This is a genomic window from Pseudomonas sp. NFACC32-1 (genome assembly GCF_900101215.1).
Classification (GTDB): Bacteria; Pseudomonadota; Gammaproteobacteria; order Pseudomonadales; family Pseudomonadaceae; genus Aquipseudomonas.
Window position 1 is genome coordinate 293,825 of record NZ_FMUL01000002.1, and the last position, 24,956, is coordinate 318,780.

At 61.1% G+C, this 24,956-nt stretch carries 23 protein-coding genes; 5 read left to right on the forward strand and 18 right to left on the reverse strand.

The annotated features are described in order from the left end of the window. The first annotated feature begins 17 nt into the window (after nucleotides 1–17). Nucleotides 18–359, forward strand: coding sequence for a carboxymuconolactone decarboxylase family protein (locus BLP99_RS05210; protein ID WP_072430913.1), 342 nt, complete (start codon nucleotides 18–20; stop codon nucleotides 357–359). A gap of 197 nt (nucleotides 360–556) precedes the next feature. Here the strand turns inward: BLP99_RS05210 and BLP99_RS05215 are convergent, their stop codons facing one another. The 7 genes from BLP99_RS05215 to BLP99_RS05245 all read right to left on the reverse strand — a co-directional run bounded on the left by BLP99_RS05215 (nucleotide 557) and on the right by BLP99_RS05245 (nucleotide 9,050). After that, complete coding sequence (locus BLP99_RS05215; protein WP_072390360.1) at nucleotides 557–1,444, reverse strand: ABC transporter permease subunit; 888 nt, start codon at nucleotides 1,442–1,444, stop codon at nucleotides 557–559. Next, nucleotides 1,441–2,361, reverse strand: a complete 921-nt coding sequence (locus tag BLP99_RS05220; protein ID WP_072390364.1) for an ABC transporter permease subunit — start codon at nucleotides 2,359–2,361, stop codon at nucleotides 1,441–1,443. The genes BLP99_RS05215 and BLP99_RS05220 overlap by 4 nt, the downstream gene beginning before the upstream one ends. Then, on the reverse strand, nucleotides 2,358–3,500 hold the full coding sequence (locus tag BLP99_RS05225; protein WP_072390367.1) for an ABC transporter ATP-binding protein: 1,143 nt from the start codon (nucleotides 3,498–3,500) through the stop codon (nucleotides 2,358–2,360). Before BLP99_RS05225 ends, BLP99_RS05220 begins: the two co-directional genes overlap by 4 nt. Nucleotides 3,501–3,567: 67 nt before the next feature. Continuing rightward, the gene (locus BLP99_RS05230; protein ID WP_072390370.1) at nucleotides 3,568–4,665 is read right to left on the reverse strand and encodes a polyamine ABC transporter substrate-binding protein; all 1,098 of its coding nucleotides are present in this window, start codon (nucleotides 4,663–4,665) and stop codon (nucleotides 3,568–3,570) included. A 184-nt stretch (nucleotides 4,666–4,849) separates the two neighbouring features. Continuing rightward, a complete protein-coding gene (locus BLP99_RS05235) occupies nucleotides 4,850–5,947 on the reverse strand; it encodes a polyamine ABC transporter substrate-binding protein (protein WP_072458558.1) in 1,098 nt (365 codons plus the stop codon). Between the two features lie 322 nt (nucleotides 5,948–6,269). Continuing rightward, nucleotides 6,270–7,634: an aspartate aminotransferase family protein gene (locus BLP99_RS05240; protein ID WP_092179876.1), complete on the reverse strand. Its 1,365-nt coding sequence runs from the start codon at nucleotides 7,632–7,634 to the stop codon at nucleotides 6,270–6,272. Between the two features lie 57 nt (nucleotides 7,635–7,691). Next, entirely contained in the window at nucleotides 7,692–9,050 is a 1,359-nt protein-coding gene (locus BLP99_RS05245; RefSeq protein ID WP_072390379.1) for a glutamine synthetase family protein, read from the reverse strand. A gap of 604 nt (nucleotides 9,051–9,654) precedes the next feature. Between BLP99_RS05245 and BLP99_RS05250 the strand changes: the two genes are divergently transcribed. Then, entirely contained in the window at nucleotides 9,655–11,031 is a 1,377-nt protein-coding gene (locus tag BLP99_RS05250) for a glutamine synthetase family protein (protein WP_072390381.1), read from the forward strand. A 216-nt stretch (nucleotides 11,032–11,247) separates the two neighbouring features. Continuing rightward, nucleotides 11,248–11,883 carry a TetR/AcrR family transcriptional regulator gene (locus tag BLP99_RS05255; RefSeq protein ID WP_072390384.1) on the forward strand — a complete coding sequence of 212 codons (636 nt, stop codon included), beginning with the start codon at nucleotides 11,248–11,250 and terminating at the stop codon, nucleotides 11,881–11,883. Between the two features lie 210 nt (nucleotides 11,884–12,093). On the opposite strand, the gene BLP99_RS05260 is transcribed toward BLP99_RS05255, so the two are convergent. The 10 genes from BLP99_RS05260 to argE all read right to left on the reverse strand — a co-directional run bounded on the left by BLP99_RS05260 (nucleotide 12,094) and on the right by argE (nucleotide 22,354). Beyond that, nucleotides 12,094–12,309, reverse strand: a complete 216-nt coding sequence (locus tag BLP99_RS05260) for a TOBE domain-containing protein (RefSeq protein WP_072390386.1) — start codon at nucleotides 12,307–12,309, stop codon at nucleotides 12,094–12,096. A gap of 24 nt (nucleotides 12,310–12,333) precedes the next feature. Further along, entirely contained in the window at nucleotides 12,334–13,140 is an 807-nt protein-coding gene (gene ssuB / locus BLP99_RS05265; RefSeq protein WP_072390388.1) for an aliphatic sulfonates ABC transporter ATP-binding protein, read from the reverse strand. Next, nucleotides 13,137–13,919: an aliphatic sulfonate ABC transporter permease SsuC gene (ssuC, locus tag BLP99_RS05270; protein WP_072390390.1), complete on the reverse strand. Its 783-nt coding sequence runs from the start codon at nucleotides 13,917–13,919 to the stop codon at nucleotides 13,137–13,139. Before ssuC ends, ssuB begins: the two co-directional genes overlap by 4 nt. 7 nt (nucleotides 13,920–13,926) lie before the next feature. Continuing rightward, complete coding sequence (gene ssuD, locus BLP99_RS05275; RefSeq protein ID WP_072458556.1) at nucleotides 13,927–15,075, reverse strand: FMNH2-dependent alkanesulfonate monooxygenase; 1,149 nt, start codon at nucleotides 15,073–15,075, stop codon at nucleotides 13,927–13,929. Between the two features lie 25 nt (nucleotides 15,076–15,100). After that, entirely contained in the window at nucleotides 15,101–16,066 is a 966-nt protein-coding gene (locus BLP99_RS05280; RefSeq protein WP_072390396.1) for a sulfonate ABC transporter substrate-binding protein, read from the reverse strand. A gap of 91 nt (nucleotides 16,067–16,157) precedes the next feature. Then, nucleotides 16,158–16,751, reverse strand: coding sequence for an NADPH-dependent FMN reductase (gene ssuE, locus BLP99_RS05285; protein ID WP_072458555.1), 594 nt, complete (start codon nucleotides 16,749–16,751; stop codon nucleotides 16,158–16,160). Between the two features lie 299 nt (nucleotides 16,752–17,050). Then, nucleotides 17,051–17,689, reverse strand: a complete 639-nt coding sequence (locus BLP99_RS05290) for a peroxiredoxin (RefSeq protein ID WP_072390401.1) — start codon at nucleotides 17,687–17,689, stop codon at nucleotides 17,051–17,053. Between the two features lie 281 nt (nucleotides 17,690–17,970). Further along, nucleotides 17,971–19,290, reverse strand: a complete 1,320-nt coding sequence (locus tag BLP99_RS05295; protein ID WP_092179878.1) for an OprD family porin — start codon at nucleotides 19,288–19,290, stop codon at nucleotides 17,971–17,973. A 475-nt stretch (nucleotides 19,291–19,765) separates the two neighbouring features. Further along, a complete protein-coding gene (argA, locus tag BLP99_RS05300; protein ID WP_072390407.1) occupies nucleotides 19,766–21,064 on the reverse strand; it encodes an amino-acid N-acetyltransferase in 1,299 nt (432 codons plus the stop codon). A 132-nt stretch (nucleotides 21,065–21,196) separates the two neighbouring features. Next, nucleotides 21,197–22,354 carry an acetylornithine deacetylase gene (gene argE, locus BLP99_RS05305; protein ID WP_072390410.1) on the reverse strand — a complete coding sequence of 386 codons (1,158 nt, stop codon included), beginning with the start codon at nucleotides 22,352–22,354 and terminating at the stop codon, nucleotides 21,197–21,199. A 156-nt stretch (nucleotides 22,355–22,510) separates the two neighbouring features. Here argE and BLP99_RS05310 point away from each other — a divergent pair, with 156 nt between their 5' ends. Continuing rightward, nucleotides 22,511–23,878, forward strand: coding sequence for a CYTH domain-containing protein (locus BLP99_RS05310; RefSeq protein WP_072390413.1), 1,368 nt, complete (start codon nucleotides 22,511–22,513; stop codon nucleotides 23,876–23,878). A 140-nt stretch (nucleotides 23,879–24,018) separates the two neighbouring features. Here the strand turns inward: BLP99_RS05310 and BLP99_RS05315 are convergent, their stop codons facing one another. After that, complete coding sequence (locus BLP99_RS05315; RefSeq protein ID WP_072430920.1) at nucleotides 24,019–24,489, reverse strand: Lrp/AsnC family transcriptional regulator; 471 nt, start codon at nucleotides 24,487–24,489, stop codon at nucleotides 24,019–24,021. 126 nt (nucleotides 24,490–24,615) lie between these two features. Here BLP99_RS05315 and BLP99_RS05320 point away from each other — a divergent pair, with 126 nt between their 5' ends. Next, complete coding sequence (locus BLP99_RS05320) at nucleotides 24,616–24,954, forward strand: hypothetical protein (RefSeq protein ID WP_072458554.1); 339 nt, start codon at nucleotides 24,616–24,618, stop codon at nucleotides 24,952–24,954. Nucleotides 24,955–24,956: the final 2 nt, after the last annotated feature.

Below are 24,956 nucleotides of genomic sequence, written 5' to 3' on the forward strand. Positions count from 1 at the left end.
CCCATGGAGTCAATGCAATGTTCAACAACTGGTCCGAACTGCTGCCCACCATCAAGAGTGCCTTCGGTGCCCTGGGCAAGAGCAACCCGAAAATGGTCAAGGCCTACATGGCCCTGGATGAAGCCTCGGCCGAAAACAATGTGCTCGATGCCAAGACCCGGGAGCTGATTTCCATCGCGGTGGCGATCACGACTCGCTGCGACGGCTGCATCGGCGTGCACACCGACGCCGCCATCAAGGCCGGCGCCACCCGCGAGGAAATTGCCGCCACCCTGGCAACCGCGGTATCGCTGAATGCCGGCGCGGCCTACATTTACTCTCTGCGGGCGCTGGAGGCCCATGACGCGCTGAAGAAATGAGCGGCGATAACTGACACCTTCGCTCGCGAGCAAGCTCGCCCCCACAATGGGATCTGCGCTCGGCTGCGGACTTGTAGGCGATCCCAGAAAACATCGGAGCGAGCTTGCTCGCGATAGCGGACTGACATTCAACCTTTTCGTCGACTGTCACACCACTTTCGCGGGCAAGCCCGCTCCCACGGTGACGCGGCGTCCGGTTAGACCGGTGCGGCCTCGGGCCGGCGTACCTGCGGCTGTTTCCAGGAGTCCGCGGCGCTTTCCTCGATGGCTTGCTGGATGGCCCGCCGGCGGTTTTCCTCGGCCCGGCGGCTGAAGTACCAGACCAGGAACGTCACCAGCGACACCGCCAGCAGGATCAGGCTCGCCACGGCGTTGATCTCCGGCTTCACACCCAGGCGCACCGCCGAGAACACCTCCATGGGCAAGGTCGTGGAACCTGGACCCGACACGAAGCTCGCCAGCACCAGGTCATCCAGGGACAGCGCGAACGACATCATGCCCCCCGCCGCCAGCGATGGCGCGATCATCGGGATGGTGATCAGGATGAACACCTTCCAGGGCCGCGCGCCAAGGTCCATGGCAGCCTCCTCGATGGAAAGATCCAGCTCACGCAAGCGCGAGGAGACCACCACCGCCACATAGGCCGCACAGAAGGTCGTGTGGGCGATCCAGATCGTGACGATGCCACGCTCCTGGGGCCAGCCGATCATCTGGGCCATGGCCACGAACAGCAGTAGCAAGGACAGGCCGGTGATCACTTCCGGCATCACCAGCGGCGCGGTGACCAGGCCACCGAACAGCGTACGCCCCTTGAACCGGGTGATGCGGGTCAACACGAAGGCGGCCAGCGTGCCCAGGGCCACCGCGGCAACCGCCGTATAGCAGGCGATTTCCAGGGAGCGCAGCACCGACCCCATCAACTGGGTGTTGTCCAGCAGGCCGACATACCATTTGATCGACCAGCCGCCCCACACCGTCACCAGCTTCGAGGCGTTGAACGAGAAGATCACCAGGATCACCATCGGCGCGTAGATGAACAGCAATCCCAGCACCAGCATCAGGCTCGAAAAACGAAAGCGCTTCATTCCTTGCCCTCCATTTCCTTGGCCTGACTGCGGTTGAACAGGATGATGGGCACGATCAGGATCGCCAGCATCACCACCGCCAGGGCGGATGCCACCGGCCAGTCACGGTTGTTGAAGAATTCCTGCCACAGCACTTTGCCGATCATCAGGGTCTCGGGGCCGCCCAGCAGTTCCGGGATCACGAATTCCCCCACCACCGGGATGAACACCAGCATGCAGCCGGCGATGATGCCGTTCTTGGACAGCGGCACGGTGATCTTCCAGAAGCTGTTGAAGGTACTCGATCCCAGGTCGGAGGCGGCCTCCAGCAGGCTGGGGTCATGTTTGACCAGGTTGGCGTACAACGGCAGGATCATGAACGGCAGGTACGAATAGACGACACCGATGTACACCGCCAGGTTGGTGTTGAGGATCTGCAGGGGTTCGCTGATCAAGCCCATGCTCATCAGGAAGCCGTTGAGCAGGCCGTTGTTGCTGAGGATGCCCATCCACGCGTAGACGCGGATCAGGATCGCGGTCCAGGTCGGCATCATGATCAGCAGCACCAGCACCGTCTGCGTCTCTTTGCGGGCGTTGGCGATGCCATAGGCCATCGGATAACCGATCAGCAGGCACAGGACCGTACTGATCAGGGCCATCTTCAGCGAGCCCAGGTACGCGGCGATATACAGCTCGTCCTCGCTGAGCATCGCGTAGTTGGCCAGGTTGAGCAGTATCTGCAGCTTCTGGTCGACGTAGCTGTAGATCTCGGTGTAAGGCGGAATCGCCACGTCGGCTTCAGCGAAACTGATCTTCAGGACGATGAAGAACGGCAGCATGAAGAACAGGAACAGCCAGATGAAGGGCACCCCGATGACCAGTTGCCGGCCACCGGGCGTTATTCGGGCGAGTCGACGCTTGAGTTTGCGCATGTTCATGAGCGAAGCACCACGCCGCTGTCATCCTCCCACCAGACGAACACCTGGTCGCCCCAGGTCGGCCGCTGGCCACGGCGCTCGGCGTTCGCCACGAAGGACTGCACCAGCTTGCCGCTCGGCAACTCGACGTAGAACACCGAATGGCCACCCAGGTAGGCGATGTCATGGACCTTGCCGCTGGACCAGTTGTGCTCGCAGGTCGGCTGTTCGGCGGTCACCAGCAGCTTTTCCGGGCGGATGGCGTAGGTCACGGACTTGTCCTGCACCGAGGTGCTGATGCCGTGGCCCACGTAGATGTTGCGGTCCAGATCCTTGCAGGTCAGCACCGCATGTCCCTCGGCGTCATCCACCACTTCGGTCTCGAAGATGTTGACGTTGCCGATGAACTCGCAGACCAGCCGGCTGGTCGGGGTCTCGTAGATGTCGATCGGGCTGCCGATCTGGGCGATCCAGCCCAGGTGCATGATCGCGATCCGTTCGGCCATGGTCATGGCCTCTTCCTGGTCATGGGTCACCATGACGCAAGTCACGCCGACCCGCTCGATGATTTCCACGAGCTCGAGCTGCATCTGCGAACGCAGCTTCTTGTCCAGGGCCCCCATCGGTTCGTCGAGCAACAGCAGCTTGGGCCGCTTGGCCAGGGAACGGGCCAGGGCCACGCGCTGGCGCTGGCCACCGGAAAGCTGGTGGGGCTTGCGCTTGGCGTACTGGCTCATCTGCACCAGCTTGAGCATTTCCGCCACGCGGGCTTCGATCTCCGCCTTGGGAATCCTGTCCTGCTGCAGGCCGAACGCAATATTCTGCGCCACGGTCATGTGGGGGAACAGCGCATAGGACTGGAACATCATGTTGATCGGCCGCTCGTAGGGCGGCATGTCGGTGATATCCACACCATCGAGGAAAATGCGCCCTTCCGTGGGCCGCTCGAATCCTGCGAGCATGCGCAGCAAGGTGGATTTGCCCGATCCCGAGCCGCCGAGCAAGGCGAAGATCTCGCCTTTCTTGATTTCCAGGGACACATCGTCCACGGCAATCGTCTCGTCGAACTTCTTCGTGACCCGGTCGATCTTGACCAGCACCTGCTTGGGTGTCTGGTCGCCCTCGAGGGCTTTCTTATAGGCGCCGGAGGCAACTGCCATTTACGAAACTCCCACAGAATTTGCAGTTCGCCCCTCACGGGCGAACTTTAAGTTAGAGCGTTTGACGCTATTTACCCGACTTGACCTTGGTCCAGCTGCGGGTCATGAGTCGTTGGATCTTGGGCGGCAACTCGGAGTTGACGTAGAGCTTGTCGACGACTGCCTGCGGTGGGTAGACCGCCTCGTCGGTACGCACTTGCTGGTCCATCAGTTCGCCAGCCTTGGGGTTGGGGTTGGCATAACCGACGTAATCGCTGACCTTGGCGATCACCTCGGGCTGGAGCAGGAAATTGATGAATGCATGGGCCTGCTTGACATTGGTGGCGTCACGCGGGATCGCCAGCATATCGAACCAGAGGTTGCCGCCTTCCTTGGGGATCACATAGGCGATTTCGACGCCCTTGCCGGCTTCGCTGGCACGTTCGCGAGCCTGGAAAATGTCCCCGGAGAAACCGGCTGCCACGCAGATCTCGCCGTTGGCCAGATCGGAGATGTACTTGGAGGAATTGAAGTAGGTCACGTAGGGCCGGATCTTGAGGAGCTGGGCCTCGGCCTTCTTGTAGTCTTCCGGGTTTTCGCTGTTGGGGTCCAGGCCCAGGTAGTTCAGCATCGCCGGAATCATCTCGTCACCGGAGTCGAGGAACGAGACGCCACAACTGGACAGTTTCTTGATGTTCTCCGGCTCGAACAGCACGGCCCAGGAATCGATCTTCTCGACGCCCAGCACAGCCTTGATCTTCTCGACGTTGTAGCCGATGCCGTTGGTGCCCCACAGGTAGGGGACGGCGTACTGGTTGCCCGGGTCGTTGCGCTCCAGGCGCTTGAGCAGCGACGGGTCGAGGTTGGCGTAGTTGGGCAGTTGTGCCTTGTCGAGCTTCTGGAACGCCCCGGCCTTGATCTGCTTGCCCAGGAAGTGGTTGGACGGCACGACCACGTCATAGCCGGTACGGCCGGCAAGCAACTTGCCTTCCAGGGTTTCGTTGGAATCGAACACGTCGTACACCGGCTTGATCCCGGTGGTTTTTTCGAAATCCGCCAGGGTGGATTCGCCGATGTAGTCCGACCAGTTATAAATATGCACGGTGGAAGCCGCCTGGACACTGACCGCGAGTGTCAGGCCGGCACCGACCAGCAAGGCGTTGCGTAACAAAGAAAAGACTGGCACGTGGAGGTCCTCTAAATAGTTGGGCCCAAGTTGCCCCCCGTTACCGGCCGCGATAGGCCCTGCAACAAAACCGGCGCGCAACTTACCCTCGATAAACCGATCCAGCAAAACTTTTAGTTATTTAATTGCTCCTGTTGCCGGGCGTCGCGAGGACGGCGACAACAGGAGGGTGCCTCAGGCCGGCTTATTTACCGGATTTGATCTTGGTCCAGCTGCGGGTCAGGATCCGCTGGGTGGCTGGCGGCAAGTCGCTGATCGCATACAGATGGGCTTTCACTTCATCCGACGGATAGATGTTCGGATCACCGGAGATTTCCTTGTCCACCAACGGCGTCGCGGCCTTGTTGCCGTTCGGGAAACGGACGTTGTCGGTGATCTCGGCCATGATTTCCGGCTTCATCAGGAAGTCCATGTACTTGTAGGCGGCCTCGACGTTTTCGGCGTCCTTGGGAATGGCGACCATGTCGTAGAACGAACCGGCGCCTTCCTTGGGAATGCTGTAGGCCACCTTGACCTTGCCACCCGCTTCGGCGGCACGGGATTTGGACTGCTCGATATCGCCCGAGTAACCCACGGCCACGCAGATGTTGCCGTTGGCCAGGTCGGAGATGTACTTGGACGAGTGGAAGTAACCGATCGAAGGACGGATCTTGAGGAACAGCGCCTCGGCGTCAGCCAGTTGTTTCTTGTCCTGGGTGTCGGTCGGGTAGCCCAGGTAGTGCAAGGCCACCGGGATCATCTCGGTCGGCGAATCGAGGAAGCTCACCCCGCAACTCTTGAGCTTGGCGATATTTTCCGGCTTGAGCAGGACATCCCAGGAATCGATCTTGTCGATACCCAGTGCCGCCTTGACCTTCTCGGGGTTGTAGCCGATGCCGATGGTGCCCCACATGTAAGGGAAAGCGTACTGGTTGCCCTTGTCGCTGGCATCACCCACCGCCTTGAGCAGGTCGGTGTCGAGATTCTTCCAGTTCGGCAACTTGGACTTGTCCAGTGGCTGATAGACGCCCGCCTTGATCTGCTTGGCCAGGAAGTTGTTCGACGGCACCACGATGTCATAGCCGGACTTGCCGGCCAGCAGCTTGGCTTCCAGGGTTTCATTGCTGTCGAATACGTCGTAGACCACCTTGATCCCCGACTCCTTCTCGAACTTGGCGATCGTGTCCGGGGCGATGTAGTCGGACCAGTTATAGACGTGCAGCACTTTGTCGTCCGCCTGGACGGCACCCGCCATCGCGCCCATCAGAGACATGGCGAGGAGGGTCTTGCCAGCTATCTTCATACCTAATGCCTTCATGGATGATGCTCCAGTTATTCTTTTAAGCCACAGTTCAGTAGCCGGCTCGCGGGCAACTTGAACAGGCGGTAGTCTGGCAAGTTACAGGGCAGGCTTTCAACACAAACCCAGCCTTTTCAAACCGGGGGAGGCCCTTCAAGGCGCCTCCCTCAGAGCCTAGCACTTAGGCCCTGTACGATAAGTGCTTGCGCAACGACCATGCTGCGTTGAAAACAGGCTCGCAATGCTCAATGACGACCCGTCAACTGCGCTTGCTCGCGTGTTTTCGCCTTGCCTGATCGCCGCTCGGCGACTTTTCGTACAAACCCTAGCCTTGCAACACACCGAGGGTCAGGTCCAGGCAGTGTCGTGCCTTGGTCACCAATTCATCGATCTCGGCCTTGCTGATCACCAGCGGCGGCGCAATGATCATGGTGTCTCCCACCGCGCGCATGATCAGGCCGTTATCGAAGCAGAACTGCCGGCAGATCATGCCCGCACCCTTGCCTTCATAACGCTGGCGCGTGGCCTTGTCCCGGACCAGTTCGATCGCCCCCAGCAAACCGACGCCACGCACTTCACCCACCAGCGGATGATCGTTCAGTTCCCGCAAGCGCTTCTGCAAATAAGGTGCCGTTTCGTGGTGGACACGCTCGACGATCTTCTCTTCGCGCAGGATGCGGATGTTTTCCAGGGCCACTGCCGCAGCCACCGGGTGACCGGAATAGGTGAACCCGTGGTTGAAGTCGCCGCCCTCGTTGAGCACCGCGACCACGTCGTCGCGTACGATCAGGCCGCCCATGGGGATGTATCCGGAGGTCAGCCCCTTGGCGATGGTCATCATGTGGGGTTTCAACCCGTAATGATCGGTACCGAACCACTCACCGGTGCGGCCGAAGCCACAGATCACTTCGTCGGCCACGAACAGAATGTCGTACTTGGCGAGGATTTCCTTCATGCGCGGCCAGTAGGTGTCCGGCGGCACGATCACGCCGCCCGCGCCCTGGATCGGCTCGGCAATGAATGCACCGACATTGTCGACGCCAATCTCCAGGATCTTCTCTTCCAGCTGGTTGGCTGCCCACACACCGAACTCTTCGGGGCTCATGTCGCCGCCTTCGCCGAACCAGTATGGCTGAGCGATATGGGTGATGCCCGGGATCGGCAGGTCGCCCTGCTCATGCATATAGGTCATGCCACCCAGGCTCGCGCCGGCCACGGTCGAGCCGTGATAGCCGTTCTTGCGACTGATGATGACCTTCTTGTTCGGCTGGCCCTTGATCGCCCAGTAGTGGCGGACCATGCGCAACATGGTGTCGTTGCCTTCCGAGCCGGAACCGGTGAAGAACACATGGCTCATGCCGGGCGGGGCGACGTCGGCGATGGCCTTGGACAGCTCCAGCGCCGGCGGATGGGCCGTCTGGAAAAACAGGTTGTAGTACGGCAACTCACGCATCTGCTGGCTGGCGGCTTCGGCCAGCTCATCACGGCCGTAGCCGACCGCCACGCACCAGAGGCCGGCCATGCCGTCGAGGATCTTGTTGCCTTCGCTGTCCCAAAGGTAGACGCCCTTGGCACGGGTGATGATGCGCGGCCCTTTCTGCTTGAGCTGCTTGAAGTCGCTGAATGGCGCCAGGTGGTGCTCGCTGCTCAAGGCTTGCCATTGGAGGGTCTGCGGATTGTTGCGGGTCATGCGAATTCTCCTTGTATCGGTTGGGGCGAAGCGGCCTGGACCGCCCCGCCCGGCGCATCAGACGGCAAAGAGCAGGAATTCCCGCTCCCACGAACTGATGACGCGCTTGAAGTTTTCATGCTCGGCCCGCTTGACCGCGACGTAGCCTGTGATGAATTTCTTACCCAGGTACTTCTCGATGGTGGTGCTGTTTTCCATGCGCTCGAGGGCGTCCTCGATGGTCAGCGGCAGGCGCAGGTTGCGGCGCTCATAACCACGGCCCACCACCGGTGCGCTCGGCTTGAGGCCTTCGACCATGCCGATGAAGCCACACAGCAGGCTGGCGGCGATGGCCAGGTACGGGTTGGCGTCGGCACCCGGCAGGCGGTTTTCCACCCGACGGTTCTGCGGCCCGGCATCCGGCACCCGCAGGCCGACGGTACGGTTCTCCTCGCCCCATTCGACGTTCACCGGCGCCGAGGTATCCGGCAGGAAGCGGCGGAACGAGTTGACGTTGGGCGCGAACAGCGGCAACAGCTCGGGGATCAGCTTCTGCAGCCCGCCGATGTGGTGCAGGAACAGCTCGCTCATCGTCCCGTCTTCATTGGAGAAGACGTTCTTGCCGGTTTCCTTGTCGATGATGCTCTGGTGCAGGTGCATCGCACTGCCCGGTTCGCCGGTCATGGGCTTGGCCATGAAGGTCGCGGCCACATCGTGCTTGAGCGCGGCTTCACGCATGGTGCGCTTGAACACCAGGATCTGGTCGGCCAGGGACAAGGCATCGCCATGACGGAAATTGATTTCCATCTGCGCCGTGCCGTCCTCATGGATCAGGGTGTCGAGGTCCAGCTCCTGCAACTCGCACCAGTCGTAGACATCTTCGAACAGTGGGTCGAATTCGTTGGCCGCTTCAATGGAGAAAGACTGGCGACCGGTTTCCGGGCGGCCTGAGCGACCGATGGGCGGCTGCAACGGGAAGTCCGGGTCGTCGCTGCGCTTGGTCAGGTAGAACTCCATTTCCGGTGCGACGATGGGCTGCCATCCCTTGTCGGCGTAGAGCTTGAGCACCTTTTTCAGCACGTTGCGCGGCGACAGCTCGATGGGGTTGCCCTGCTTGTCATAGGCGTCGTGGATCACCTGGGCGGTGGGCTCGATGGCCCAGGGCACCAGGAATACAGCGTTTTCGTCCGGACGGCACACCATGTCGATGTCGGCCGGATCCAGCAGTTCGTAATAGATGTCGTCTTCGACATAGTCGCCCGTAACGGTCTGGAGCAGAACGCTCTCGGGCAGGCGCATGCCTTTTTCGGCAATGAACTTGTTGGTCGGCGAAATCTTGCCCCGGGTGATACCGGTCAGGTCGCCAATCATGCATTCGACTTCTGTGATCTTATGGTCTTTCAACCAATCGGTGAGCTGGTCGAGGTTGTTACTCATAAATGCCTCTAGGCGTGATTTTCCTGGCTGCCAAGGCTAGCCAGGGGTTGTTTGACGCATCGGCGTCGCGTTGTGTTGCCCCTGCCCGACAAATGCCCGGGAAAAGGTTCTACATTGAAAGGAGAGCTGCTAAAGAGAGTTTCGTCCAGAGCGTCCAGAATATTGGACGAAGATGACGGCTGACGCACCAGGGATGAAGTCGACATGGGCAGGCGCTCGGTGGCCGTCGTCATGGCCTGGGGACACGCTTCGCCACTGATGCGACGAGCATGCCAACCGATCTGCTGGGACAGGTGGTGACGCCGTTGGTACGGCAGGCGAGACATGAAGCACCCCGGTATTATTGCTGTTATGGGTTTGAATCGAGCTTAGCCTTGTTCATTTTTTTACACAACACCCCCGTAAAAAATACAACACGGCCCGCTCAAGCCTGCGGGCGCCAAGCCCCTTGAAGGGGAAAAAACGCCCCAAACGGCTCCAAAAAAGCCCCTCAAGTGCTTTTTTAGGGCAAAAAAGGCCCTGCTTGACTTCGGCATGCCGTTCGGGTTGACTGGGTTTCAAAGAGATCAATGATTGATATTTTTAACAACAAAGGTGTTGCATCATGTCGGTACCCCCGCGTGCCGTTCAGCTTAACGAAGCGAACGCGTTCCTTAAGGAACATCCTGAGGTTCTGTACGTTGACCTTCTGATTGCGGATATGAATGGTGTGGTGCGCGGCAAGCGCATCGAACGCACCAGCCTCCACAAGGTTTACGAGAAAGGCATCAACCTGCCGGCCTCCCTGTTTGCCCTGGATATCAATGGTTCGACGGTGGAAAGCACCGGCCTGGGCCTGGACATCGGCGATGCCGACCGCATCTGCTATCCAATCCCTGGCACCCTCTCCAACGAACCCTGGCAGAAGCGCCCTACCGCGCAGCTGCTGATGACCATGCACGAGCTCGAAGGCGAGCCTTTCTTCGCCGACCCTCGCGAAGTCCTGCGCCAGGTCGTGACCAAGTTCGATGAACTGGGCCTGACCATCTGCGCAGCGTTCGAGCTGGAGTTCTACCTGATCGACCAGGAGAACGTGAATGGCCGTCCACAGCCGCCCCGCTCGCCCATTTCCGGCAAACGCCCGCATTCGACCCAGGTCTACCTGATCGACGACCTCGACGAATACGTCGACTGCCTCCAGGACATCCTGGAAGGTGCCAAGGAGCAAGGCATTCCCGCCGACGCCATCGTCAAGGAAAGTGCCCCGGCGCAGTTCGAAGTGAACCTGCACCACGTGGCCGACCCGATGAAGGCCTGCGACTACGCCGTCCTGCTCAAGCGCCTGATCAAGAACATCGCCTACGACCATGAAATGGACACCACCTTCATGGCCAAGCCCTATCCGGGCCAGGCAGGCAACGGCCTGCATGTTCACATCTCGATCCTGGACAAAGATGGCAAGAATATCTTTGCCAGCGAGGATCCCGAGCAGAACGCCGCGCTGCGTCACGCGATCGGCGGTGTGCTCGAGACCCTGCCCGCGCAGATGGCTTTCCTCTGCCCCAACGTCAACTCCTATCGCCGTTTCGGCGCACAGTTCTACGTGCCGAACTCGCCGACCTGGGGCCTGGACAACCGCACCGTGGCCCTGCGCGTCCCCACCGGTTCGGCCGATGCCGTGCGCCTGGAACACCGCGTCGCCGGCGCCGATGCCAACCCGTACCTGCTGATGGCCTCCGTGCTGGCGGGAGTGCACCACGGCCTGGTCAACAAGATCGAGCCCGGTGCGCCGGTGGAAGGCAACAGTTACGAGCAGAACGAACAGAGCCTGCCGAACAACCTGCGCGATGCCCTGCGGGAACTGGACGACAGCGAAGTCATGGCCAAGTACATCGACCCGAAATACATCGATATCTTCGTGGCCTGCAAGGAGAGTGAGCTGGAAGAGTTCGAACATTCCATCTCCGACCTCGAGTACAACTGGTACCTGCATACCGTTTAAGCGGTTGCTGCAACGAATAACGCCGCAGGCCTTCGAGGCTGCGGCGTTTTTTTATGCCTATCGCGAGCAGGCTCGCTCCCACAGGATATTTGAACGCCCCCCCATTCTTGAGCCCGACGAAGATCCATGTGGGAGCGGGCCTGCTCGCGATGACGGCCTGGCAGACAATACAAATCCCTGCTCGTACAATGCCCGGCAGCCCCGCAGGAGAGTCCCATGACGCGCATTGCCACCCCTCGCAAACCCCGCGCACGCAGCCAGGCCCGGATCGATTCGATCCTCGATGCCGCCCGCACGCTGCTGGCGGCCGAAGGCGTGGCCAGCCTTTCGATCTACAGCGTCGCCGAGCGCGCGGGCATTCCGCCCTCTTCCGTGTATCACTTCTTTGCCAGCGTTCCGGCCCTGCTCGAAGCATTGACCGCGGACGTCCATGCCGCCTTCCGCGCCTGCCTGCTAGCGCCGATCGATCACGGTTCGCTGAATCATTGGCGCGAATTGTCACGACTGGTGGAGCAGCGCATGTTGACGATCTATGGCCAGGATGCCGCCGCTCGCCAATTGATCCTGGCCCAGCACGGGCTGACCGAAGTCACCCAGGCCGACCGCCAGCACGACCTGGAACTGAGCGACCTGATGCACAAACTCTTCGCCCGCCACTTCGAACTGCCGGCGCTGCCTGGTGATGTCGACGTATTCGCCCTCGCCATGGAATTGGGCGACCGCGTCTATGCCCGCTCGGTGCAGTTGCACGGCCAGATCACCCCTCGCATGGCCGAGGAAGGCATGCGGGTGTTCGATGCGTACCTGGGATTGTACCTGCCACCCTATTTGCCCAAGCGTGAAGTCGCCTGATGTGCCCGATGGGCCCCCATGGTGGACTCGACACCTCTCAAAAGGCTTGCGGAGTGCTCGCCGAGCTCAGTTTCCCAGTTGATCACTTCATCCACGGCATCGGTCGCCTGCTCAAGCGTCAAGCCAAAGTGTGCGCAGTGACTCAGCACGTCCAATAACTGAAAAGCCCCGAAGGGCTCTCGCCGTCCGGGGCTGCGGGCAAGGCATCGCTCACAACTTGGCGATAGACACCTCGGTGGATTTGACGAAGGCGATCACTTCGCTGCCGATGGCCAGCTCCAACTCCCTCACCGAGCGCGTAGTGATCACCGACGTGACGATGCCGGAAGCGGTCTGTACGTCGATTTCCGACAGTACGTCGCCCTCCACGATTTCCTTGATGACGCCTTTGAACTGGTTACGTACGTTGATGGCTTTGATAGTCATAGTGTCGATTCCTTCTGGATGAGGCTATTGAGCCCAACGCAATTGCGTGGGCAAGGGTGAAACAGGTTCGGGTTCCGGCGGTTGGCCGGGCAAGGACAGCACACGATTGAGCACCTGGGCTTCCAGGGCTGCCAGACGATGGGAGCCGCGGGCCCGTGGTCGTGGCAGGTCGACGGGCAGGTCGAGGCCAATTCGACCGTCTTCTATCAGGATCACCCGGTCGGCGACGGCCACGGCTTCGCTGACGTCATGGGTGACCAGCAACACGGTGAAACCATGTTGCTGCCACAGACGCTCGATCAGTTGTTGCATCTCGATGCGGGTCAGGGCATCGAGCGCTCCCAGGGGTTCGTCGAGCAGTAACAGGCGCGGTTGATGAATCAGCGCCCGGGCCAAGGCCACCCGTTGTTTCTGCCCGCCGGACAGCGCCGCCGGCCACTCCTGCGCCCGGTCGGCCAGACCGACGGCTTCCAAGGCCTGTAGCGCCTGGGCTCGCCAGTGGCCTTTCAAGCCCAGGCCGACGTTGTCGATGACTCTTTTCCAGGGCAGCAATCGCGCCTCCTGGAACATCAGGCGCGTGTCCTGTTGCGCCGCGCTCAACGGCGCCGAACCGGCCAGCAACTGACCGTCCGAAGGCTGATCGAGGCCGGCCAGCAGGCGCAGCAAGGTGCTTTTTCCGCAACCGCTGCGCCCCACTACCGCCACGAACTGCCCGGCCGGGATGTGCAGGTCGAGGTCTTGCAGTACCTGTCGCGAACCGAAGGTCTTCTGCAATTGGCGCACGACCAGAGGAATGCCGCGCAACAGGCGTGGAGGTTGTTGAGCGCTCATGCGGCACCTGCGCTGCGTGCCTGATAGGCCGGATGCCAGCGCAACCAGACCCGTTCAAGCCCACGAGCCGCCAGGTCGGCCAGCTTGCCGAGCACGGCGTACAAAAGGATCGCCAGCACCACCACATCGGTTTGCAGGAACTCCCGGGCATTCATGGCCAGGTAACCGATGCCGGCGTTGGCGGAAATGGTTTCCGCCACGATCAGTGTCAGCCACATGAAGCCCAGCGCGAAGCGCACGCCCACCAGGATAGAGGGCAATGCACCCGGCAGGATCACCTGCCGAAACAGGCTGAACCCGGACACCCCGTAGCTGCGGGACATCTCCACCAACGCCGGATCGACGTTGCGGATCCCGTGGTAAGTATTGAGGTAGATCGGAAATAGCGTGCCCAGCGCCACCAGGAAAATCTTCGCCGACTCATCGATGCCGAACCACAGGATCACCAGGGGAATCAACGCCAGGTGGGGCACGTTTCGCAGCATCTGCACCGAGCTGTCCAGCAGGCGCTCGCCCCATTTCGACAGGCCGGTGATGAAACCCAGGGCCAGGCCGATGCCGCCACCGATCAGGAAACCCAGCGCCGCTCGCCAGCCACTGATTGCCAGGTGAGTCCAGATTTCGCCGCTGCGCACCAACTGCGCTCCGGCTTCGATCACTGCCACCGGGGCCGGCAGGATCCGCGTGGATAACCAGCCCGCCGATACCGACAGCTGCCACACCACCAGCAACAACAGCGGCACCGCCCACGGCGCCAGGTTGTGGATAAGTTTCTTCATGGCCGCCTCAACTCTGGGAAGCGGCTTTAGGCAGGATATCGTTGGCGACCATCTCACCGAACGGGCTTACGTACCCCTGGCTCTGCGGCAACGGCGCACGCTCCACATCCAGATGAGGGAAAAGCAACTCCGCCACGCGGTAGGACTCTTCCAGATGCGGGTAGCCGGAGAAGATAAAGGTGTCGATCCCCAACTCGGCGTATTCCTTGACCCGCGCAGCGACGGTCGGGCCATCGCCCACCAGTGCCGTCCCGGCTCCGCCCCGAACCAGGCCGACACCGGCCCATAGATTCGGGCTGACCTCCAATTTGTCGCGCCGTCCACCGTGCAGCGCAGCCATGCGTTGCTGGCCCACCGAATCGAAGCGCGCCAGGGAGGCCTGGGCACGGGCGATGGTGTCGTCGTCCAGATGGGAGATCAGTCGGTCGGCCGCCTGCCAGGCTTCGGCATTGGTTTCTCGCACGATCACATGCAGGCGAATGCCGAAGCGCACCGTGCGCCCGAGCCTGGCCGCCTTGACCCGGACCTGTTCGATCTTTTCCGCCACGGCCGCTGGCGGCTCGCCCCACGTCAGCACCATGTCCACCTGCTCGGCGGCCAGGTCCTGGGCGGCTTCCGAGGAGCCGCCGAAATACAGCGGCGGGCGTGGTTGCTGGATCGGCGGATAAAGCAGCTTGGCACCCTTCACGCTGATGTGCTCGCCGTCGTAGTCCACCGTCTCGCCTTCCAGCACGCGGCGCCAGATACGGGTGAACTCCACCGACGCCTGGTAGCGTGCCTCGTGGTCCAGGAACAGGCCGTCGCCGGCCAGTTCGTCCGGGTCGCCCCCGGTTACCAGGTTGAACAGCGCCCTCCCCCCAGACAAGCGATCCAGGGTCGCGGCCTGACGCGCCGCCACCGTCGGGGAAATGATCCCTGGGCGCAGCGCCACGAGGAATTTCAGGCGCTGGGTCACGGGAATCAGCGAAGCGGCCACCAACCAGGAATCTTCGCAGGAGCGCCCGGTGGGGATCAGCACCCCACCGAACCCCAGCCGATCCGCCGCCTGGGCAATCTGCTGCAGGTAACCGTGATCGACGGCGCGAGCGCCTTCGGCGGTGCCAAGGTAATGGCCGTCGCCGTGGGTAGGCAGGAACCAGAAAATATTGAGGCTCATGGAGTGGTCTCCCTGGGGGTCGAATTTACTGCGCGTTCGCAACGGCCGCCGGTGGCGTCCAGATCACGTCCTTGATGCTCAGCGGCTTGGGTATCAACTTGAGCTGATAGAAGCTGTCGGCGATCTTCTGTTGCGCCGCGATCACTTGCGGTGTGAGGAACAGCGCTCCGTAGCCCTGGCGCTTCACCGACGTCAGGGTGATGTCGGCGGGCAGGCCAAGCAGTGGCGATACCTGTCGTGTCACGTCCTCAGGATTGGCCCTGGACCATTCGCCCACGGCGCGCACTTCTTCCACCAGGGTCGTGATGACCTGGGGATGCTTTTGCGCGTAGGGTCGGGTGGCGAGATAGAACTGATGATTGTCGACGATGCCCTTGCCGTCACGCAGGGTCCGGGCCTGCAACTGTTGTTCGGCGGCGGCCTGGTAAGGGTCCCAGATCACCCAGGCATCGACACTGCCACGTTCGAACGCCGCGCGGGCGTCAGCCGGGGGCAGGAACACGGTCTGGATGTCGGAATACTTGAGGCCAGCGTCCTCCAGCGCGCGCACCAGCAGGTAATGCACGTTGGAGCCCTTGTTCAGGGCGACCTTCTTGCCCTTGAGGTCCTGCACCGACTGGATGGGCGAGCCCTTGGGCACCAGGATCGCCTCGCTGCCGGGCGCTGGCGGTTCATAGGCGACATAGAGCAGATCGGCACCCGCCGCCTGGGCGAACACCGGTGGGGTTTCCCCCGTGACGCCGAAATCGATGGAGCCGACGTTCAGGCCTTCGAGCAACTGCGGGCCACCGGGAAACTCGGTCCACTGCACGTCCACGCCTTGGGCGGCGAGACGTTTTTCCAGCGAGCCCTTGGCCTTGAGCAGCACCAGCGTGCCGTACTTCTGATAACCGATCCGCAGGGTCTCGGCTTGGGCCTGGGTGATGGCGCCGAAGGACACAGCCGCAGCAAACAGAGCGACCAGCCCGCGACGCAAAATGACAGAGCGCATGGCGCCTCTCCTTTTTTGCTATGGGGTTTTGGCTGCACCTGCTTGGCCGTTGGCGGCTGAGTAAGGTGAAGTGAATCAGGGTGTATCGGGTTCAAATGCTCCAGCGAGCACTCAACAAACGTTCGTTCAACAGGCCTGGATCCAGCGGCTTGGGTCGACGAGCCATGGCGCTGAGAAACTGCTCGAGCGCTTCGTCCAGGCGCTGCTGCAAGGCGGGCGTCAGCTGGGCCTGGGCAGAGCCTTCGCCGTAGGCGATCTGACTGTCTTCGGCAAAGATGCCCTGGAGCATTTCCTGGGCCTTGAGCGCCGAAAGCACGGGCTTGAGGGCGTAGTCCACGGCCAACATGTGGGCAATGCTGCCGCCCGTGGCCATGGGCAATACCACCTTGTGGCTCAAGGCACGTTCGGGAAGCAAGTCCAGCACGGTTTTCAACGCGCCGGAAAAGGAAGCCTTGTACACCGGCGTGGCAATCAACAAACCGTCGGCGTTTTCGATTCGCTGGAGCAGGTCGACCACCTTGGGACTGTCGAAACGGGCATGGAGCAGGTCTTCGGCGGGGAAATCACGCACCTGATAGCTCACCACTTCCACACCTTGCTGCTGCAACCAGCGCTGCGACCGCTCCAGCAATACCCCGGAACGGGAACGCTGACTGGGACTGCCACCGAGTGAGACGACAAACATGCCAACATCCTTAAACGTCCTGTGCGATTCGCGATGGGCGATCTCGCGTTTAGGCCCCCACCATAACAGCGGATTTTTATATCTTTAAATCATATTTATTCATTTGGTTATTCGATAAAGAAATATAAGATTGTTTTTTCCAGGCCATAAAAAAAGGCCGTCGGAACGGCCAAAACCCTTGGTACACAAGCCTTGATCATTCCCACGCGCTGCGCGCAAGCGCCTCAACGGACGCTCCGCGTTCGGCTGCCGGACTGTCCTTGGCTGCCACGCGGAGCGTGGGAACGATCGTTGAATGACTACCTGTTGGGCTGCGGTGTCAGGCGCAGGTAAGGCTTTACCGCGCGATAGCCCTTGGGGAAGCGTTGCTTGAGCTCCTCCTCGTCCTTGAGCGACGGCACGATCACCACTTCATCGCCGTCCTGCCAGTTGGCCGGGGTAGCGACCTTGTAGTTATCGGTCAGTTGCAAGGAATCGATCACCCGCAGGATCTCGTTGAAATTGCGCCCGGTGCTGGCCGGGTAGGTGATGGTCAGGCGGATCTTCTTGTTCGGGTCGATCACGAACAGCGAACGCACGGTCAAGGTATCGCTGGCATTGGGATGGATAAGGTCGTACAGGTCGGAGACCTTGCGGTCGGCATCGGCCAGGATGGGAAAATCGACGATGGCGTTCTGAGTTTCGTTGATGTCCTCGATCCATTTGTGATGCGAGTCCACCGGGTCTACCGACAGGGCGATGGCCTTGACGCCGCGCTTGGCGAATTCATCCTTGAGCTTGGCGGTCAAACCCAGTTCGGTGGTGCACACGGGGGTGAAATCCGCCGGGTGAGAAAACAGCACACCCCAGCTAGTGCCAAGCCATTCGTGGAAGCGAATCCTGCCGGCGCTGGAATCCTGTTCGAAATCGGGGGCGATGTCGCCGAGTCTGAGGCTCATGGTGCGGCTCCTGATGGTTTTTTGTGAGCCCAACTGTGCACCGCTTTTCACTGCTTTAAAAAGAATGAATACCCATTTGGTTAGATCCTTAGTGAATATAAAAAACTGTTCACTGGTGCCGTGGCGCATAGCGGGCCAAGATCGTTCCCGAGGTTCGAGAAGGCCTCGAGTTGCTGAAAAGAGGAGAAGGTTTCGGGAAAGGCTACAGGGGTGGGCCTGACCCGAAAACGTAAAAGCCCCGCCGGGCATGTTGTCGGGCGGGGCTTTTTTTGCGCTACGTCTTACATGAAGTTGTAAGTGTAGTTGAAGATCAGACGGGTCTGGTCCTGACTGTCGCCTGCACCGCTGCTGCGGTAGGTACCCTGGCGCAGGGTAGTGCCGAAGCCTTTCAACGCGCCTTGCTGGATTACGTAATCCACACGCATGTCGCGTTCCCACTCGGAGTAGTCGCTTCCACCCGTGGCGGATTTGACATCGTCACCACGCAGATAGGCGACCGAGGCTTTCAGGCCTGGAACGCCCAAGGAAGCGAAGTCGTAGGAGTACTGACCGAAGGTAGTATTTTCACCGGCACGGACAAACCCGTTGATCATGCTGTCGGTGAACAGGTAGAAGCTCGCACCACCAGCCCCTTCAGGACGACCGTTGCCATCGACCACGTTGCCCTGGTTCAGGTAGACGAAGCCACCGTCATCACCGACTTGCTGGTGACCCAACAGGAACGCGCTGCCGCCGAGGGTGTAAGTGAACATGGCGCTCCAGGTCTTGTTATCGACCTCGCCCGGCGTCTTGGCATAGCCACCGTTGTTGTTGAAGCGGTAGCCAGCATCGCCGTTACGGCCATCGGAGCTGCTGTCGAAATAACGCAGGTCAGTCTTGAACGATTGGCCTTCGCTGATCGGGAATACGTGTACGGCGCCCAGGAAGTGCTGTTTGTAATAGTCTTGCAGGTTGGCGTAGTAGTACTGCAGGGTCAGGTCTTTGGTGATCTTCCAGTCGGCGCCGGCAAAACGGAACTGGTTGCTGTCCTCGGTACCGCCCGCCACTGCCAGACCGGTGCTGTTGCTCGATGCACGGCCAGTGGCATGTTCCAGCTGACCTGCGTTGAAGGTCACATTGTCGATTTCCTTGGAGGTGATGGTGCCACCTTCGAAGGTCTGTGGCAGCAGACGGCTGTCGTTGGCCACCAGGATCGGCAGGTTAGGCTGCAGGGCACCACCCAGGTGAGCCTCGGTCTTGGAGAAGAGCGCCTTCACGTTACCCGACAGACGGCTCCACTCGTGGACCGCCGAACCATCGGTGTCGCTTGGCATATAGGAGCCAGCGTTACGCCCCCGTCCCCCATCGAGACGAATCCCCACCAGCGCCTGAGCATCGATACCGAAACCGACGACACCTTGCGTGAAACCAGACTTGTAGTCGAACTTGAGGCCAGTCCCTGTTTCGCGCAGGTCCTCGCTGCCCGTTTCATGGTTATCGTTATTGAAGTACAGAGTACGAGAACTGACGGACGCCTTGCTGTCCTCGATAAAACCGGCGGCGCCTGCCTGCTGCGCCAATACCCCAACGGCCACAGCCAGGGCCAAGGTGGACTTCTTCATGTATCGCTCCTCTCGTTTTCTAATTCTTGTGTGTCTTTGGTCCCGGGTCGCACGCCCGGAATCCGCGGATGCGCGATTAGCGCCAGACCGTGACCGGCAAGTCAACCGCAACCCTTTCGGACTACGACCATGGTCTAACCCCGCGACACCGGCCCGAAGAATAATGGATTCTCTATAAATCCAAAAAGAATTGTTTCATTAGTTTTCAGCTCGTTTCGACATATGATTGCCATCAAAGCGTCATCATGCCGATGGCATGGCGTATCGGCGACGTTTGGGATAACTGAATAGTGCTTCGTCGGGCTTTTGCGAGGTCAGCCGAATCCAGGCACAGGGATTGAACCTGTGAGCTTCGAATGGCTTGGGTTCGCAGGACAGATGTTCGCGCATGCCACGATCTTGAGGCTTTCCAGACTAGACGCTCATTGTCTGAAATCAAGAAGAACGCGGCAGCGCGACGATTGGCAGCAACGGCCTACAGGGCTTTTTCGAATATCTTCGAATTGCGTTGATAGTTGTACAGCGATGCCCGTGCCGCCGGCAGGCGTTCCACGCTGCTGGGCTCGAAGCCACGCTCGCGGAACCAGTGGGCAGTCCGGGTCGTCAGTACGAACAGCGTCTTGAGCCCTTGGGCGCGAGCGCGGGCTTCGATCCGCTCCAGCAGTTCGTCGCCGCGCCCACCATGGCGGTATTCCGGGTTCACCGCCAGGCAGGCCAGTTCCCCGGCATCCGAGTCGGCGATCTGGTAGAGCGCCGCGCAGGCGATGATCATGCCTTCGCGCTCCACCACGCTGAACTGCTCGATTTCGCGTTCCAGCACCTCACGAGAGCGACGCACCAGGATCCCCTGTTCTTCCAGCGGGCTGATCAATTCCAGCAGGCCGCCGACGTCTTCGATGGCCGCTTCACGCACCACTTCGAATTGTTCCTGGGCCACCAGGGTGCCGCTGCCGTCGCGGGTGAACAGTTCGGCCAGCAGCGCACCGTCCTCGGCGTAACTGACGATATGACTGCGCGCCACACCGCCACGGCAGGCCTGGGCCGCCGCATCCAGCAGCTCGGCCTGGTAGTCGCTGCCCAGGCGTTGCATATGGGCCGGGACCTGTTGCGGACGCAACTCGCGCACCAGTCTGCCGTCCTCGCCGATCAAGCCTTGCTCGGAGCCGAACAGCAGCAACTTGTCGGCGGCCAGGTCGATGGCCGCGCGAGTGGCGACATCTTCGCAGGCGAGGTTGAAGATCTCCCCGGTGGGGGAATAGCCCAACGGCGACAGCAACACGATGGAGCGCTCGTCCAGCAAGCGGTTGATGCCCTTGCGGTCGACCCGACGCACTTCTCCGGTGTGGTGGTAATCGACCCCCTCCAGCACGCCGATGGGCCGTGCGGTGACCAGGTTGCCGCTGGCGACCCGCAGCCGCGAACCCTGCATGGGCGACGAAGCCATGTCCATGGACAGGCGCGCCTCGATGGCGATGCGCAACTGGCCGACCGCATCGATCACGCACTCGAGAGTCGCGGCATCGGTGATACGCATGCCGCGGTGGTAATGGGGGGTCAGGCCGCGGGCGGCGAGGCGAGTCTCGATCTGCGGGCGCGAGCCATGCACCAGTACCAGGCGCACGCCGAGGCTGTGCAGCAGCACCAGGTCATGGACGATGTTGCCGAAGTTGGGGTGTTCCACACCGTCGCCGGGCAGCATGACGATGAAGGTGCAATCGCGGTGGGCATTGATGTACGGCGAAGCGTGGCGAAGCCAATTGACGTATTCGGGCATGAACCTGGACCTGTAACAAATAACAGCCAAAAAAGGACGAAACAGAACGCACAGCAGGCTGGTGGTTATCGTCGGAACAGGCTTGGCGACACGCGCGCTCTCCTCATGAATACGGGCCCGGACAGGGGCAATTTAACCGGCCGCGGCAGGTGACAGGCAGTAATGCCCGATCAACTGTCGCAACACGTGTACGGTAGGTTGCAGGCGTGACATTTCAAGGTATTCGCCGGGTTGATGGGCACAGGCGATATCGCCGGGGCCCAGGACCAGGGTTTCGCAACCGAGGCGCTGAAGATAAGGCGCTTCGGTGCCGAACGCCACTGCTTCGGCACGATGGCCGGTGAGCCGTTCTGCCACCCGCACCAGTTCCGCATCCTCGGCCTGCTCGAAAGGGGGGACCTCGGGAAACAGCGGGGCGTAGTCGATCCTGACCTTGTGCCGTTCGGCGATGGGGTCGAGCTTCTGCCGGATAGCCGCCCTCAGGCTCTGTGGGTCCATGCCCGGCAAGGGTCGCAGGTCGAACTCCATGGAGCACTGGCCACAGATCCGGTTGGGGTTGTCGCCACCATGGATGCAGCCGAAATTCAGGGTCGGCTGTGGCACCGTGAATTGCGGGTTACGAAACTCTCGTTGCCATCGCAGGCGCAGGCCACGCAGTTCCCCCATGGCGTCGTGCATGGCTTCGAGGGCGCTGTGGCCCAGGCTCGGGTCGGAGGAATGGCCGCTGCGGCCAAGAATATCGATGCGCTCCATCATCACCCCTTTGTGCAGGCGAATCGGCTTGAGGCCGGTCGGCTCACCAATCACCGCTGCCCGCCCCAGTGGGCGACCGGCTTCGGCCAGGGCCCGGGCGCCGGCCATGGAGCTTTCTTCGTCGCATGTGGCGAGAATCAGCAACGGCTGCTTGAACGGCTGGTCCAGCAGCGGCTTGACCGCTTCGATCACCAGGGCGAAAAAGCCCTTCATGTCGCAACTGCCCAGCCCGACCCAACGGCCATCGACTTCGGTGAGCTTGAGCGGGTCGGTCTGCCACAACGCTTCGTCGAACGGTACCGTGTCGCTATGTCCGGCCAATACCAGCCCACCGGGGCCACTGCCGAAACTTGCCAGCAGGTTGAACTTGCCGGGGCTGACCTGCTGGATGTCGCAGCTGAAGCCCAGGTCGCCGAGCCAATCCGCCAGCAGTTCGATCACCGCAGCGTTGGACTGGTCCAGCCCGGGCTGGGTACAGCTGACCGAGGGGGCGGCGATCAGGGCAGCGAACTGATCTTTCATGGACGGCAAAGGCATCGCTGGCTCCGGGCATGCAAATTGACTTTCATCATAGAACCATCCGGCGCCAGGAAGAAACCGTCGCGGCACGTAGGACCAATGACTCCTGTACACTGCACGACCTTGGCAGCCATACCTTCCCGGCTGCGCACCCGATTCCTGGATTTTCCGGCCATGCAGAAAGAAACCGAAATCAAACTCCGCGTCAGCCGCGAGACCCTGGCAGCCCTGCGCGAGCATCCGCTGCTGAAAAAACGCAACAAGAGCGGCTGGGAACGCCGCGAACTGATGAATCAGTATTTCGACACCCCCGAGCGCGACCTGGCGCGAGCCAAGGTGGCCCTGCGCCTGCGTCGCGACGGCGAAGAGGTAATCCAGACCCTCAAGACCCGTGGCCAGAGCGTCGCCGGTCTGTCCGAGCGCAACGAGTACGATTGGCACCTGCCCAAGGCCAAGCTCGATCTGAAGAAACTCGATGGCGAATGCTGGCCCGAGGCCCTGGCCGAACTGGACAAGAAGACCCTCAAGGCCATCTTCACCACCGATTTCGTACGTGAACGCGCCGAAATCGCCTGGGGTCGCGGCAAAGGCAAGGTGGTCATCGAAGCCGCGCTGGACCTGGGCCATGTCGTGGTCGGCAAGCAGAAGGAAGAAATCTGCGAACTGGAGCTGGAACTGCGTGAAGGCGAACCCGCCGCGCTGCTGGAACTGGCCGCCGAACTGGCCGAAACCCTGCCCCTGATGCCGTGCGACATCAGCAAGGCCGAGCGCGGCTATCGCCTGCATGATGCGAACAGCTACGCCCTGAGCCTGCCGGCGCCACAACTGACCGCCGAAATGCCCCTGGACGACGCCTTCGCCGCGCTGGGCTGGCATTTGCTGGGCAGCAGCCAGCGTCTGGCCGAGCAGTACCGCTTCAATGGTCACTGGCGCCTGCTGCAGGACTGGGTGGAAAACCTCGCCGAACTGCGTGCCTTGCTCAGCAGCCTCGGCCAGGCCGCGCCACGCCAGTCGACCCATGACCTGCGCGTCGCCCTGGATGCCTTGCTCGAAGACTGGCGCCCGTTGGTCCAGGCAGGCCTGGACGACGAAGACGTGCGCAAGGCAGCGCCAGAGCAGTTCCTCGAGGAACTCCAGGATCCACGCTGGGGCCTGTTCTCCCTCAAGGCCTCGCGCTGGCTGCTGGCCCGCAGCTGGGCCGCCGAGCGCAACACCCGTGGCAACCGCCAGGGGGCGGCGCAACTGAGCAGTTGGCTGCCACGCCTGTTGGGTGAGGAGTCGACGTCGCTGCAACTGCAACGCTACCAGCAGCAGCCGGAAGACCTGGCCGAGCAATTGCCGCGCATCGAGCGCATCCAGGTCTGGCTGCACCACGCCCGCCAGGTACTGGACATTCCGGAAATGGACCGTCTCTATGGCGAGTTGAACAAACTGGCGCAACTGGCCAACGAACCGATCACCGATCAAGCCCTCGATGCGCGCAAGCAGCAGGCCATCGCGGTCTACCAGAACCGGGCCTGGAAAACGCTGTTGCGGCTATAACCTGGGTAACTGCGGCGCCTTTCACATCGCCATCGCGAGCAAGCTCGCCTCCACGGCCGATCTTCGCCGATTTGCGTTCGCCGAAGATCCCTGTGGGAACCAACTTGCTCGCAACGGGGCCAGCCCATCCTCCAGGGAAATCAGCGCACCACCGGCAAACTCGTCGTGGACTTGATTTCCGAAAGCGCCACGATGGAGTTCACTTCCTGGATCCCCGGCACCAGCGACAGCTTTTCGAAAAAGAATCGCTCGTAAGCTTCTATGTCCGCCGTGACAATGCGCAGCAGGAAGTCCACCGAGCCCATCAGTACGTAGCACTCCAGCACCTCGGGGAAGCCGCGAATCGCCTCGGTGAACTCGGTAAAATTTGAACGACCGTGGGCGTTGAGCTTTATCTCGGCAAAGATCTGCGTATTCAGGCCGATTTTCTTGCGATCGAGCAATGTCACCTGCCCCCGAATGATCCCCTCTTCCTTCATCCGCTGAATCCGGCGCCAGCATGGCGACTGGGACAAGCCCACCTGCTCGGCGATCTGCGCGCTGGACAGCGAAGCATCCTCCTGCAGCAGTGCCAGTATCCTGCGATCATAGGCATCCAGCTCGCCGTGCATGAATCCACCTTAAAATCCAATATATGAGACTTGAATCATTCGTTTAATGGCTGAAGTCACCCATATTAGATAAGAAATACCCCGCCACGCATGTAAATATTTCTCCCGCCTTTCTGGAGATAGAACATGCCTTCTTTCGACGCCGTCATCGCCGCGCCATCTCGTACCGACGCCTGGCACCACGCCAATGCCCATTGCCGCGCGTGGTACCGGTTGCTGGCCGAAGCCGAGGCCGATGTGTTGTGTCGCGCCCTGAACCTGTTCGCACTGCAAGGCCTGACACCGCAACAGGTCCATGTCGAACGCGAGGATGATCTGCTGAGCATGGAGGTCTTGATGGATGGACTGAGCTGGCACCGTGCCCAGGTCATCGCGGAAAAATTGCGCAACCTGATCAGCGTGTGCTCGGTGGACCTGCAAAACATCGACGAAACATGGGTCGAACCGGTCCAGGCCAGCGGCTGAAG

Bases quoted from the DNA above. Each gene is read 5' to 3' on its own strand.
- BLP99_RS05210 (WP_072430913.1), top strand. From the start codon at position 18: ATGTTCAACAACTGGTCCGAACTGCTGCCCACCATCAAGAGTGCCTTC.
- BLP99_RS05215 (WP_072390360.1), bottom strand. From the start codon at position 1,444: ATGAAGCGCTTTCGTTTTTCGAGCCTGATGCTGGTGCTGGGATTGCTG.
- BLP99_RS05220 (WP_072390364.1), bottom strand. From the start codon at position 2,361: ATGAACATGCGCAAACTCAAGCGTCGACTCGCCCGAATAACGCCCGGT.
- BLP99_RS05225 (WP_072390367.1), bottom strand. From the start codon at position 3,500: ATGGCAGTTGCCTCCGGCGCCTATAAGAAAGCCCTCGAGGGCGACCAG.
- BLP99_RS05235 (WP_072458558.1), bottom strand. From the start codon at position 5,947: ATGAAGATAGCTGGCAAGACCCTCCTCGCCATGTCTCTGATGGGCGCG.
- BLP99_RS05240 (WP_092179876.1), bottom strand. From the start codon at position 7,634: ATGACCCGCAACAATCCGCAGACCCTCCAATGGCAAGCCTTGAGCAGC.
- BLP99_RS05245 (WP_072390379.1), bottom strand. From the start codon at position 9,050: ATGAGTAACAACCTCGACCAGCTCACCGATTGGTTGAAAGACCATAAG.
- BLP99_RS05250 (WP_072390381.1), top strand. From the start codon at position 9,655: ATGTCGGTACCCCCGCGTGCCGTTCAGCTTAACGAAGCGAACGCGTTC.
- BLP99_RS05255 (WP_072390384.1), top strand. From the start codon at position 11,248: ATGACGCGCATTGCCACCCCTCGCAAACCCCGCGCACGCAGCCAGGCC.
- BLP99_RS05260 (WP_072390386.1), bottom strand. From the start codon at position 12,309: ATGACTATCAAAGCCATCAACGTACGTAACCAGTTCAAAGGCGTCATC.
- ssuB (WP_072390388.1), bottom strand. From the start codon at position 13,140: ATGAGCGCTCAACAACCTCCACGCCTGTTGCGCGGCATTCCTCTGGTC.
- ssuC (WP_072390390.1), bottom strand. From the start codon at position 13,919: ATGAAGAAACTTATCCACAACCTGGCGCCGTGGGCGGTGCCGCTGTTG.
- ssuD (WP_072458556.1), bottom strand. From the start codon at position 15,075: ATGAGCCTCAATATTTTCTGGTTCCTGCCTACCCACGGCGACGGCCAT.
- BLP99_RS05280 (WP_072390396.1), bottom strand. From the start codon at position 16,066: ATGCGCTCTGTCATTTTGCGTCGCGGGCTGGTCGCTCTGTTTGCTGCG.
- ssuE (WP_072458555.1), bottom strand. From the start codon at position 16,751: ATGTTTGTCGTCTCACTCGGTGGCAGTCCCAGTCAGCGTTCCCGTTCC.
- BLP99_RS05290 (WP_072390401.1), bottom strand. From the start codon at position 17,689: ATGAGCCTCAGACTCGGCGACATCGCCCCCGATTTCGAACAGGATTCC.
- BLP99_RS05295 (WP_092179878.1), bottom strand. From the start codon at position 19,290: ATGAAGAAGTCCACCTTGGCCCTGGCTGTGGCCGTTGGGGTATTGGCG.
- argA (WP_072390407.1), bottom strand. From the start codon at position 21,064: ATGCCCGAATACGTCAATTGGCTTCGCCACGCTTCGCCGTACATCAAT.
- argE (WP_072390410.1), bottom strand. From the start codon at position 22,354: ATGCCTTTGCCGTCCATGAAAGATCAGTTCGCTGCCCTGATCGCCGCC.
- BLP99_RS05310 (WP_072390413.1), top strand. From the start codon at position 22,511: ATGCAGAAAGAAACCGAAATCAAACTCCGCGTCAGCCGCGAGACCCTG.
- BLP99_RS05315 (WP_072430920.1), bottom strand. From the start codon at position 24,489: ATGCACGGCGAGCTGGATGCCTATGATCGCAGGATACTGGCACTGCTG.
- BLP99_RS05320 (WP_072458554.1), top strand. From the start codon at position 24,616: ATGCCTTCTTTCGACGCCGTCATCGCCGCGCCATCTCGTACCGACGCC.